The following is a 12,165-nucleotide window of genomic DNA, read 5'->3' on the forward strand; positions in this document are numbered from 1 at the left end:
TGTACGGCAGGTGAGCACTTCTGACCTGGCACGACAGGCGGCCGACGTCCTCGCCGAGCGCACCGGCGTCGAGCAGCACGACATCGCCCTCGTCATGGGCTCCGGCTGGCTCCCCGCCGCCGACGCCCTGGGCGAGCCCGTGGCGGAGATCCCGGCAGCCTCGCTGCCCGGCTTCGTCCAGCCCGCGGTGGAGGGGCACGGCGGCACGATCCGCTCCATCGCCCTGGGCGACCGCCGCCTGCTCGTGTTCCTCGGCCGCACCCACTTCTACGAGGGCCACGGGGTGGCCAAGGTCGTGCACGGCGTGCGCACCGCGGCGGCCGCCGGCGTGAAGACGCTCGTGCTGACGAACGGCTGCGGCGGCCTCAATCCCGCCTGGTCGCCCGGGACCCCGGTCCTCATCAGCGACCACATCAACCTCACGGCCACCTCGCCCATCGAGGGAGCCAACTTCGTCGACCTCACCGACCTGTACTCGAGCCGCCTCCGGGCGCTCGTGCGCGAGGTGGACCCGTCGCTCGACGAGGGCGTGTACGTGCAGCTCCCCGGCCCGCACTACGAGACCCCAGCCGAGATCCGCATGATCGGCGCCATCGGCGGCGACCTCGTGGGCATGTCCACGACGCTCGAGGCCATCGCGGCCCGCGAGGCCGGCATGGAGGTGCTCGGGCTCTCCCTCGTCACCAACGCCGCCGCCGGGATGACCGGCGAGCCGCTGAACCACGAGGAGGTGCTGGAGGCCGGCAGGTCGGCCGCCACCCGCATGGGCGCCCTCCTCGCCGACGTCCTCCCCCGCTTCTGATCCGCTGCTGACCCGAGAGGCACGCATGTCCGTCATCGAGCAGGCCCAGGCCTGGCTGGCCCAGGATCCCGACCCCGTCACCCGCGCCGAGCTGCAGGACCTGCTCGACGCGGACGACCAGGAGGCCCTGGCCGACCGCTTCGGCCAGCGTCTGCAGTTCGGCACCGCCGGGCTGCGGGGCGCGCTGGGCGCCGGGCCCAACCGGATGAACCGGGTCATCGTGGCGCAGGCGGCGGCCGGCCTCGCGCAGTACCTCCTCGACCACGCGCCCGACGGCACCACCCCCTCGGTCGTCGTGGGGTACGACGCCCGCCACAACTCCGACGTCTTCGCCCGCGACACGGCGGAGATCGCCGAGGGTCTCGGCGTCCGCGCCTACCTGCTGCCCGAGGCGCTGCCCACACCCGTCCTCGCCTTCGCCATCCGCCACCTCGGTGCGTCGGCCGGCGTCATGGTGACGGCGTCGCACAACCCGCCCCAGGACAACGGCTACAAGGTCTACCTCGAGGACTCGAGCCAGATCGTCCCGCCGGCCGACAGCGACATCTCCGATGCCATCGACGCCGTCGGACCCGTCGACCAGCTGGCGCGCGGGCTCGACTTCGAGGTGCTCGGGCCCGAGGTCGCCGAGGCCTACGTGCAGGCGTGCGTCGCGCTGGCCCAGGACGGACCCCGCGACGTCGTGGCCGTCTACACGCCCATGCACGGGGTCGGTCGCGACACGCTCGTCGAGGTGGTGCGCCAGGCCGGCTTCCCCGCGCTCCACGTGGTGCGCGAGCAGGGCGATCCCGACCCGGACTTCCCCACCGTCGTCTTCCCCAACCCCGAGGAGCCGGGCGCCATGGACCTGGCGCTCAAGCTCGCCTCCGAGGTGGGCGCCGACATCATCGTGGCCAACGACCCCGACGCGGACCGCTGCGCCGTGGGCGTCCGCGACGGCGAGTCGTACCGCATGCTCACGGGCGACCAGACCGGCGCGCTCCTAGCCGACCACATGCTGCGGCGCGGCGCCACGGGCACCTACGCCGCCTCGATCGTGAGCTCGGACCTGCTCGGCCGCCAGGCGGCGGCGTACGGGCAGCCGTGGCAGCAGACGCTCACGGGCTTCAAGTGGATCGGCAAGATCGAGGACCTCGCGTTCGGGTACGAGGAGGCGCTCGGCTACTCCGTCGCCCCGCACATCGCACGCGACAAGGACGGCGTCTCGGCCGTCCTCGCGGCGCTGGAGCTTGCGGCCGAGCTCAAGGCGGAGGGGCTCACGCTCCTCGACCGCCTCGACGCCGTCTACCGCGAGCACGGCCTCCACGCCACGGGTCAGCTCTCGGTGCGCGTCGAGGACCTCTCGATCATCGCCGACGCCATGGCGACGCTGCGCACCACGCCCCCTTCCTCGCTCGGCGGGCTCGAGGTGACCTCGGTGGACGACCTCGAGCTCGGCTATCGCGGGCTCCCGGCCACCGACGGCATCCGGCTCGGGCTGGGCGAGGCCACCCGCATCATCGCGCGGCCGTCAGGCACCGAGCCCAAGCTCAAGTGCTACATCGAGGTGGTCACGCCGGTCACCGGGTCGGTCGACGAGGCCCGCGCCGAGGCCACGGACCAGCTCGAGCGCATCAAGGCCGACCTCGCCGCCGCCCTCGGCCTCTGACCCACCGCGGTTCGACCGACGATGAAGGGTTGAGGTCGCAGCAGCGACCTGCCGCCCTCGTCGTTCGTCCGGCCCCGGTGGGGCTGGCTACTTCTTCGTGACGGTCACCGTCGTCGACGTGGAGGAGCCGATGGCCAGGGTGTTCCCGGCCCAGGAGACGGTGAGCTTCTTGGTGCCCGTGGTCGAGAACGGCCTCAGCGCGACCGTGGCCACACCGTCCTTCACCGTCGCGGTGCCCACGGTGTGCGTGCCGAACCGCACCGTCACGATGCCGCCTGTCGCGGTGAAGCCCTTCGTGGTCACGGCGACCTTCACCGCGCCCTTGGACCTCTTCACCACGAGCCGCCTCGGCGACGCGCTGGACCTGAGGCTCGACGACGCACGCCTGATCACGTGCGTGAAGGTCGTGTCGGCCGGCTCGAGCACGTCGTTGCCGCCGTAGAAGACCTCCACCTCGTGCGCGCCGGGCTCGAGGGCCGTGGGGTCGAGCCGCAGCGTGGCGCGGCCGGCCCGGAGGGTGCCGAGCCCCAGCAGCTCACCGTCGGCGACGGCGTAGACCAGGCCGGTGGCCACCGGGTCCGCCTTCACGGTCACGAGCCCCGACGTCCCGTAGGCGCTCGAGGCGGACGTCGCGCTGAGCGGCGTCGTGGCCCTCAGGACCGTGAGGCGTGTCGTGGCCACGGCGGCGGCGTGCTCGCCGTCGCCCTCGTAGGAGACCGTCAGCGTGCGGGCCCCGACGGGCAGCGCGCCCGTGCCGAACGAGACGGTCGCCTTCCCGCCCGCCAGCGAGGCATCGCCGAGCACCGTGTCGCCGTCCTTGACCGTGACCGTTCCCGTGGCCGCCGGGGAACCCTCGGCCCCCGCGACGGTCACGCCCACGGAGGCATCGCTTCCGCGACGGACGGAGCCCGGACCGCGGACGTCGAGCGACGACGCCGCCGGGTCGGCGTCGAAGCCGATGATCGACGGGTCGTGGTCGCTCGCGCGGAACGGCGAGTCGTCGTAGAGATTCGTGACGTTGCCGTTGAACCGGCTGTACTCGCGGGCGATCGACTCGGGCGCGTTGATCTGCCAGACGTCGGCACCGCGCACGCGCCGGCTGGCCGCGGGCGAGGCGAAGACGTGGTCGAGCGAGCCCACCAGGCCGTCGAACTGGTACGTGTCCTTGCCCGAGAGCGCGTCGGAGACGTTGACGAAGCCGGCGTCCTCGAGGACCTTCACCGGGTCCTCCTTGGCGTAGGCGTTGAAGTCGCCGGCGAGGAGGACGCGATCGGTGCCGGCCACCGCGGAACGCTCCTGGGCGAAGGCGACCAGCGCCTCGGCCTGCTCCACACGGGCGTGGTTGGACGCACCCTGACCGTCCTTCTGGTCGGCGTCCACCCCGGTGCCCGAGCCCTTGGACTTGAAGTGGTTGGCGATCACCACGAAGTCCGACGACGCGCCGGACCCGACCGGGCGGAAGGCCTGTGAGAGCGGAGCACGGGCGTTGGCGAACGCGGGACTGTCCAGGATGGTCGAGCCACCGACGGGCGACACCGCGGCCTTCTTGTAGACGAACGCCGTGCGGATGACGTCGGATCCGGAGGTCGGGACCGTGGCGGGCGAGACGACACCGGCCCAGACGTCCTTGCCCTCGTGAGCGTTGAGCGCCGCGACGAAGGTGTTGAGCGCCGCGTCGCGGGGCTGGCCGAGCGCCGCAGAGTTCTCGAGCTCCTCGACGGCCACGATGTCGGCGTCGAGCGTCGAGAAGGCCTTCACGATCTTGACCTGCTGGCGCGCGAGGCTCGCGGCCGTCGCGGCGCCGCGCGGACCGTTGTTGGTGCACTCGTCGTTGGTGATGGGGTTCCCGGCGCGGTCGTCGTAGTACGTGCAGGTGCCGCGGCCGGAGGCGACGTAGGCCTCGCCCGTGGTCGGGAAGTAGTTGAGCACGTTGAACGAGCCCACCGTGACCTGTCCGCCCACCGGCTCAGGAGCCGCCGTCCGGGTGGAGGAGAACGTGGCCGGGGCGCCGTCGGTGCCGGTGAGGCGAGCGGTCGGCTGCAGCTTCCAGCCGAAGCGGTAGTCGAGCACGACCGGGGCCGTGAAGGTGGCCCGAGCTCCCTGGCGTACCTCGTTGGTGGGGGTCAGCCACGGGACCGGGACGCCCCGGTCGGTGGTCAGGTAGTTGACGCTCGAGCCGTCGTCGAGCGTGACGAGCCGGCGCGCGTTGTCGGCGACGAGCGCCGTGTACTCCGGCGTGCGCGGACGCACCACGTCCGTGGGCTGGGGCAGCGGCGACGTGCCGGCCGCGAGTCCGACCTCTCCGTACTGGTGGGTCGCGTAGTTGTCGGTGATCGTGTACGAGCCCTGGGGCTCGAGGAGCATGCCTTCGAAGGTCTCGCGCTGCGCCTCCGTGAGCGGGAACGCGACGGTGGCCGGCTTGACGGCCTGTGCCGGGGTGTCCAGGACCTTCCAGGTCCCTGCAGCAGGCACGAGCTCGGTCAGGCCGCTGAACTCCTTGACCGTGCCGGTGACCTCGACGTGGTCGCCCACCTCGACGTCGGCCGCGAAGGCCTTGGAGTAGACGAAGACCCCGTCCGACGCCGTGTGGGACGCGAGGTCGGCGTCGCCGCCGGAGCCCTCGGTCTGGATGTAGGCGCCGTCGTACCCGCCCGTGGGATAGGTGGCCGTCACGACGCCCGTGGTCCTGGCCGCAGTGCCCGCGAGAGGGCTGGCGGCGCCGGTCCCCTGGATCTCGGCGATCGTCCTGGCCGCCGTGGTGGGCGGCGGGGTGGTGTCCTTGACGCACGCGGTCCCGCACGCCGTGGGCGAGGGATCGGTCGCAGCGAAGTCGGCCGCGTTGTCGTCGGTGTCGGTGCCGCCGCTGCGGCTGATCGACTTCGCGACGCCGTAGCCCGAGGCCTTGGGCGTCCCCTCGTACGTGGTGGAGAGGCCGTAGCCCAGGAGGTCGACGACGGAGCTGTTGGCCAGGACGGTCGCCCGGTCACCCGTCAGCGCCGTGGTGCTCCTCGACAGGGCGAGCGTGCCGCCGTTGGCGTTCCCGGAGAACGCGACCGTCGAGGCCACGTCAGGCGTCGGGAGCGCAGCACCGTTGTCGGCGTTGTTGTTGCCGGAGACCAGGAGCGTCCTGCCGGCAGGGATGACGTGGTCGCCCAGGGCGATCGTGCTCGTGAAGTCCGTCGTCGCGCTGTAGGGGCGGTACTGCAGCGACCAGCCGGAGACGTCGACGTCCTGGTCGGTGGGGTTCTTGATCTCGACGAACTTGTTGAGGTAGCCGGCCCCGGCGGATCCGCCGTTGAGGTAGGCCTCGTCGATGACGAGGTGGTCGGCCGACGCGGCCGTGGCACTGCTGGGCAGCGCCACCGCCCCGGCTGCGGCCAGGGCCGTGCCGGCCAGGAGGCCGATCAGGCGACGAGAGGTGAGGACACGGGACATGACGAACTCCTGGCTCGGGGCGTGCGGGTCCGTTCGACAGGATCAGGGAGCGGCGTGCTCCCCGAGCCTGTCGAGGGAGGGATCTACTTCTTGACGACCTTGATCGACACCCGGCCGCTCGAGGCGAGCGCGGTGTCGTTGCCGGCGTAGGACACGGTGAAGGTCGAGGTGCCGACCTTCGTGAGCGGTCGCAGCGTCACCGTGACGGCGCCGTTCTTCACGGTCCCGGCCCCGACGACGATCGTCCCCTTCTTGACGGTGACCTTGCCGCCGGACGGCGCGAAGCCCCGGGCCGAGACGGTGACGGCGACCTTGGCCTTGGTCCTGGACGCGACGATCTTCTTCGTCGCGACCTTGGCCCTGGTGGTGGTGGCCGCCTTGGTGACGGTCACGGTGACCGGCACGTCGGTGGGCTCGAACTGGTCGCTCCCGTTGAAGAAGACGTCCAGCGTGTAGGTGCCGGGCTTCAGCGCCGTCTTGTCGAGCGTGACCGTCCCCTGGCCGTTCGTCAGGGTGCCGATGCCGACGACGTCCGACCCGTTGGTCACGTAGACCAGCCCGCGGGCACCCGAGGCTCCGGAGACCCGCACCGTGGCCGACGTCCCGTAGGGCGTGGGCGCCGGGCTGGTGGCCGCGAGGTTCACGAGGCCCTTGGCGAGGTCGACGTCTGCCGTCGTGGTGGAGGACAGGTGGTCCGGGTCGCCGGCGTACTCGGCCGTGATGGTGCTCGTGCCGATGGGCAGGGTCGAGACGTCGGCCGGGATCGTGACCGAGCCGTCCGTGAGGCTGCCCGTGCCGAGGACCGTGTCCCCCGACCTCAGCGTGACCTTGCCACCTGGCGTGGTGCCGGTGGCCGAGCCGACGTCGACCGTGACGTCGACCGGCTCGCCGCGACGCGGGTTGGGCTCGACGGAGATCGACGCGCTCGTGGCCGCCTCGGCGACCTTGACCGAGACGGTTCCCTGCGCCGCCGGGAGGCCGCTGGCCCCCGCGTAGGCCACGGTGAGCTCCGAGGTGCCGGCACCGATCTTCTCGGTGTCGATCGTGACGTCGGCCTTGCCGTCGGCGAGCGTGCCGGTGCCGAGCTCCGTGGAGCCGTCGAGGACCTTCACCGCGCCGGTCGGGGCGGCGCCGGGTGCCGTCGCGGTGACGTGCACCGTGGTGTCCTCGCCGAAGACGGCGTCGTCGGCCGTGGCCGTGATGCGGGCGCCCTTGACCGTGAGCGGGATCGTGGTGCGGGTCCCGCTGGGGTACGCCGTGGCCTCGAGGACGAGGTCGCCGGTCACGCCGGCCGGCAGCGCACCGGAGATCGTGGCTGCGCCGTCGGTGACGGTGCTCGACCCGAGGTTCTTCAGGGTCGCGCCGTCCTTCGTGATCTTGGCCGAGACGGACTTGTTGGCCGGGCTGCCGAGCGAGGTCAGGTCGAGCTTGGCGAGGCCGACCGACAGGTCGGAGCCGACGCGGTACTCGCTCTTGACCCCCGTCGCCTTGACCGCGTGGCGGGCGTAGGACGGCGAGAGCGGCTGGTTCTTCTGGAGGTAGTCGATCCAGGCCTCGTAGTCGACGAGGCCGGTGTCGACGCCCTTGCCCTCGGTGAAGGCGCGGAAGTTGTCACCGCCGGACACGAGGAACGACGGCACGGCGACCTTGTACGAGGCCGTGGGCGAGACGGGCTCGTCGTTCACCCACAGCGACGTGATGCGGCTGCCGGCGGCCTTCGTGTCGTCGTACGTCCAGCGGACGTTGCTCGACGACCCGAGCGCCAGGAACGGCCGCGACGGGACGGTCCCGTCGGGGTTGGTCTGCCACTGCTGCTCGAAGACCTTCTTGAGCGACGCACCGGTCAGCGTGACCGAGCTGAGGTTGTTGACGAACGGCAGGACCGCGTTGGCCTCCGCGTAGTTGACCGAGCCGTCCTTGTCGCTGGCGACCGCCGGGTCCTTCGTGAAGAAGAGCTCGTTGCGCAGTCCGCCGGGGTTGGTGACCGCGAGATCGGCGCCGGCCGTCGTGTTCTTGACCTGCGCCAGCACGGCGTCGGAGACGAGGTTGCCCAGCGTGGACTCGTTGGAGCGGTCGTCCCGGTTGGTGCCCGAGTAGGCCGTCGTGATGTCGTCGGTGACCTCGCCGACCGGGGTCTCGCCGACCTTCTTGGCGTTCTCCAGCGCGGCGTCGACGATGGGCTTCACGGCCGCGACGCGCGGGTAGGTGGACACGAGCGTGGCGTCGGCCGTGGTCGTGCGGGGCACGTTCTTGACGGTGTACGCCGTCACCTCGTCGGTGTCGGGGTCGACGGTCAGACCGATGTTGCCGATGTTCTCGCCGTAGCTGCCCGTCTGCAGGATCGGGCGGGTCTTCGTGGAGCCGGGGATCGGGCCGTCCCAGGCGTACTGCTTGTGAGTGTGTCCGGTGAAGATCGCGTCGACCGAGGCGTCGGTCTTGGTGGCGATGTCGGCGAAGGTGCCGCCGGCCGCGATCTCCTGCTGGATCGTCGCGCCGTCGGGCGTCCCGGCGCCGGCACCCTCGTGGTAGTCAGCCACGATGACGTCGGGCTTGTCCGTGGCTGCGTTGAGATCGGCGACGGTCTGGTTGACGGCCTCGACGGGATCGGTGAGCTCGAGGTCGGAGATGCCCGCCGGCGACACGAGCGAAGGGGTCTCCTCGGTCAGCGCACCGACGACGGCCACCTTCAGGCCGTTGACCGTGAACGTCTCGAACGCGGGGAGGAGCGGCTTGCCGGTGGTCTTGTCGATCACGTTGGCGGCGACGTACGGGAAGTCGGCTCGGTCGGACACCCGGCCCGTGAGGTCAGCGGCGCCCTTGTCGAGCTCGTGGTTGCCGACCGCCGAGACGTCGAGGTCGAGCGCGTTGAGCACGTCGATCGTCGGCTCGTCCTTCTGGGTGGCCGACGCGAAGAGCGAGGCACCGATGTTGTCGCCGGCCGAGAGGAAGAGCGACTTCCCCTCCCCCGCCTGGGCGCGGAGCTGCTCGAGCGTGCCGGCGAACTTCACCGTGTTGGCGTCGATCCGGCCGTGGAAGTCGTTGATGTCGAACAGCTGGATCGTGACGGGGTCGGCGGCTGAGGCCGGCACGGCGGTCAGGACGGACCCGACCAGGACGGTGGTGATGGCGGCGGACAGGCGTCCCCAGGCGATCTTCACGAATGAGTTCCTTCTCGATGTGGTCTCGAGAGGATTCGACCGATGCTGTGCGCACGCAGGCCTGCGAGCAGGCGACCATGCGATGAACTCCACGCATCCCCCCGGATGACTGGTCGCCCTCACCTCACCCCACGGGGGTGTCCAGGGTCAAGGGTCCGACGGCGGCCCGCAGGTGTCGATCCGGTGAACCCTGTCCGGGAGGCCTCGACGAGCGCAGCGAGCGGACGGAAGGAGCGCGAAGCGGCGCGAGCGCGGGCGCCTAGTAGGAGGACGCGTCGGTGGCGCCGGTGCCCTCGCTGCCGGCGACGCGCGCTGCGACGTCGTCGAGGATCGTGGCCGACGCGCTCGTGCCGAAGCGGGTGACGCCGAGCTCGCGCATCTGCAGCAGGGTGTCGAGGCTGCGCACGCCGCCCGAGGCCTTCACCTGGACCGCGTCGCTCACCTCGGCCCGCATGATCCTCAGGTGCTCGACCGTGGCGCCGCCGCCGGCGAACCCGGTGGAGGTCTTCACGAAGCTGGCTCCGGCCCGCTCGGCCGCGTGGCACGCCGCCACGACCTGGCCGTCGTCGAGGTAGGCCGTCTCCAGGATGACCTTCACGACGTGCCCGTCGGCGGCCTCGACGACGGCGCGGATGTCCTGCTCCACGTCGTCGAGCATCGCGCTGCGCAGTCGACCGATGTTGAGCACCATGTCGAGCTCGACGGCGCCGTCGGCGAGGGCCTGGCGCGCCTCGGCCACCTTGGCCGCGGTGGACGTGGTCCCGTGCGGGAACCCGATGACGGTGCCGGTGGCCACGCCCGTGCCCTCGAGGCGGTCCACCACGTGAGGCACGTCGCCGGGGCGGACGCACACGCTGAAGAGCGAGTACCGGGCGGCGACCTCGAGCTCGGCGTCCACCTCGGCGAGCGTGAGCTCGGGCTTGAGGATGGCGTGGTCGATGGTGGCCGCGACGTCGGCGACGGAGAGGTGGAACGACATGTCCACCATCCTAGGAGCCCGTCTAGGCTGGACGGATGGGCGTCGTGATCCTGGCCGGCCCGTCCGGCGTCGGCAAGTCCCACCTGGCCGAGCGGCTCGGGTGGTCGGTGCTCCGGCTCGACGACTTCTACCGTGACGGCGACGACCCCGACCTCCCCCGCAGCACCCTGGGGATCGTCGACTGGGACCACCTCGGCTCCTGGGACGCCGTCGCTGCCGTGGGCGCCATCGCCGAGCTCTGCGCCTCGGGACGCGCCTCCGTGCCGGTCTACGACATCGCGGCGAGCCGGGCCACCGGCACCCACGAGCTCGTGGCCGGCGAGCAGTTCATCGCCGAGGGACTGTTCGCCCCGGCCATCGTCGCCTCGTGCCGCGACGCCGGCCTCCTCGACGCCGCCATCTGCCTGCGCCGCCACCGGCTGGTCACGTTCGCCCTGCGCCTGGGCCGCGACCTGCGGGAGGGGCGCAAGGCGCCCTGGGTGCTGGTGCGACGCGGCTGGCGTCTCATGCAGGCCGAGCCCGAGGTGGTGACCCGGGCCGTGGCCGCGGGGTGCACCCCCATGACACCCCGGCAGGCCCGCCGCGCCCTCACCCGCCCGCGCGACGCCTCGCGGTAGCGTCCGACCATGCGTCGTCTCGGAGTCGTCCTGGCAGCAGCAGCCCTCGTGATGCTGGGAGGGTGCAGTGGTGACGACGGGTCGGAGGCAGGGTCCGACCCCGCCACGCCTGCTCCGACGTCGCCTGCCGCCTCGGCGGCGACCGGAGCCCTCGGCACGGCGTGCGCCGACCTGCTCGACGACGGCGGTCTCGTCCAGCAGGCCCTCGACCTCGCCGACGCCGAGCCCCAGGACGGCACCGGCGTCCAGGGCAGGCTCTTCGCGATCGTGTCCGACGGCCCCGACCAGCTCAGCGACCCGGTCGGTCAGCTCGTCGACTTCCTCGACGACCAGGAGGCGTACGTCGAGGACGGCCACCTCAGCTCGTCCGTCACCGACGCCGTGACGAGGATCGGGAAGATCTGCGCGTGAGCCGTCTCAGCGCGCAGGGCCCTCGGCGGCCAGGGCGGCGTAGGCGGGCTTGATGACGTCGTTGATGAGGGCCAGCCGGTCGTCGAACGGCAGGAAGGCGCTCTTCATGGCGTTGACCGTGAACCAGCGCAGGTCCTCGAGGCCGTAGTCGAAGGCATCGACGAGCAGCTGCATCTCACGCGTCATGGAGGTCCCGCTCATGAGGCGGTTGTCGCAGTTCACCGTGACGCGGAAGCCCAGCTCCTTGAGCAGGCCGATGGGGTGGTCGGCGATGGAGCGCATGCCGGGCACCGCCGACGTCTGCAGGTTGGAGGACGGGCACATCTCGAGCGGGATGCGACAGTCACGGATGTAGGCCGCGAGCCGACCCAGCTGCGGTCCGCCCGGGGCCGCGAGGTCGATGTCGTCGATGATCCGGACTCCGTGACCCAGCCGGTCGGCGCCGCAGCGCTGGATGGCCTGCCAGATGGACGGGAGCCCGAAGGCCTCGCCGGCGTGGATCGTGAAGTGCGCGTTCTCCCGGCGCAGGTACTCGAACGCCTCGAGGTGCAGGATGGGCGGGAAGCCGTCCTCGGCACCGGCGATGTCGAAGCCTCCGACCCCGCGGTCGCGGTACTCCACGACGAGCCGGGCGATCTCGAGCCCGTGCTGCGCGTGCCGCATGGCCGTGAGCAGCTGGCGGACCACGATGGGCCGACCCTCGTCGGCCGCGAGGGCGCGACCCTCGTCGATGCCGGACTGCACGGCCTCCACGGTGGCTGCGAGGCTGAGTCCCGCCTGCAGGTGCTGCTCCGGTGCCCAGCGCAGCTCGGCGTACACGACGCCGTCGCGCGCCAGGTCGAGCACCGACTCACGGGCCACCCGGGCCAGGTCCTGCGGCCGCTGCATGACGGCGACCGTGTGGATGAACGTCTCGAGGTAGCGCACGAGCGAGCCGGAGTCGGCCGCCGCGCGGAACCACTCCCCCAGCAGCTCGGGCTCGGAGGGCAGCGCGTGCCCGATCTCGGCGGCGATCTCGGCCACCGTCTCGGGGCGCACCCCGCCGTCGAGGTGCTCGTGCAGCGCCACCTTGGGCGCTGCGGCGACCTGCTCCGGCGTGACCTTCATCGGTGAAC

8 protein-coding genes are annotated in these 12,165 nt (G+C 71.7%); 4 read left to right on the forward strand and 4 right to left on the reverse strand.

Going from position 1 to position 12,165, the window contains the following annotated elements; all coding sequences use genetic code 11:
- Window positions 1-10: 10 nt before the first annotated feature.
- Together ASD11_RS10825 and ASD11_RS10830 are read left to right on the forward strand one after the other, a co-directional pair.
- Entirely contained in the window at window positions 11-802 is a 792-nt protein-coding gene (locus ASD11_RS10825; protein ID WP_056286976.1) for a purine-nucleoside phosphorylase, read from the forward strand.
- A 25-nt stretch (window positions 803-827) separates the two neighbouring features.
- Window positions 828-2,450 (forward strand): phospho-sugar mutase, encoded by a 1,623-nt coding sequence (locus tag ASD11_RS10830; protein ID WP_056286977.1) that lies wholly within the window; start codon window positions 828-830, stop codon window positions 2,448-2,450.
- An 87-nt stretch (window positions 2,451-2,537) separates the two neighbouring features.
- Here ASD11_RS10830 and ASD11_RS10835 read toward each other — a convergent pair whose 3' ends face one another.
- From ASD11_RS10835 to deoC, 3 genes are all read right to left on the reverse strand, one after another.
- Window positions 2,538-5,885: an ExeM/NucH family extracellular endonuclease gene (locus ASD11_RS10835; RefSeq protein ID WP_056286978.1), complete on the reverse strand. Its 3,348-nt coding sequence runs from the start codon at window positions 5,883-5,885 to the stop codon at window positions 2,538-2,540.
- Window positions 5,886-5,968: 83 nt separating this feature from the next.
- Window positions 5,969-9,043, reverse strand: a complete 3,075-nt coding sequence (locus tag ASD11_RS10840) for an Ig-like domain repeat protein (protein WP_056286979.1) — start codon at window positions 9,041-9,043, stop codon at window positions 5,969-5,971.
- Between the two features lie 259 nt (window positions 9,044-9,302).
- Complete coding sequence (gene deoC / locus ASD11_RS10845; RefSeq protein WP_056288761.1) at window positions 9,303-10,022, reverse strand: deoxyribose-phosphate aldolase; 720 nt, start codon at window positions 10,020-10,022, stop codon at window positions 9,303-9,305.
- Window positions 10,023-10,057: 35 nt separating this feature from the next.
- On the opposite strand from deoC, the gene ASD11_RS10850 reads away from it, so the two are divergent.
- Together ASD11_RS10850 and ASD11_RS10855 are read left to right on the forward strand one after the other, a co-directional pair.
- A complete protein-coding gene (locus ASD11_RS10850) occupies window positions 10,058-10,639 on the forward strand; it encodes a hypothetical protein (protein ID WP_056286982.1) in 582 nt (193 codons plus the stop codon).
- 9 nt (window positions 10,640-10,648) lie between these two features.
- Window positions 10,649-11,050 carry a hypothetical protein gene (locus ASD11_RS10855; RefSeq protein WP_056286983.1) on the forward strand — a complete coding sequence of 134 codons (402 nt, stop codon included), beginning with the start codon at window positions 10,649-10,651 and terminating at the stop codon, window positions 11,048-11,050.
- A 6-nt stretch (window positions 11,051-11,056) separates the two neighbouring features.
- Here the strand turns inward: ASD11_RS10855 and ASD11_RS10860 are convergent, their stop codons facing one another.
- Window positions 11,057-12,157, reverse strand: coding sequence for an adenosine deaminase (locus ASD11_RS10860; RefSeq protein ID WP_056286984.1), 1,101 nt, complete (start codon window positions 12,155-12,157; stop codon window positions 11,057-11,059).
- Window positions 12,158-12,165: the final 8 nt, after the last annotated feature.

Source organism: Aeromicrobium sp. Root495 (assembly GCF_001426755.1).
Taxonomy (GTDB): domain Bacteria; phylum Actinomycetota; class Actinomycetes; order Propionibacteriales; family Nocardioidaceae; genus Aeromicrobium.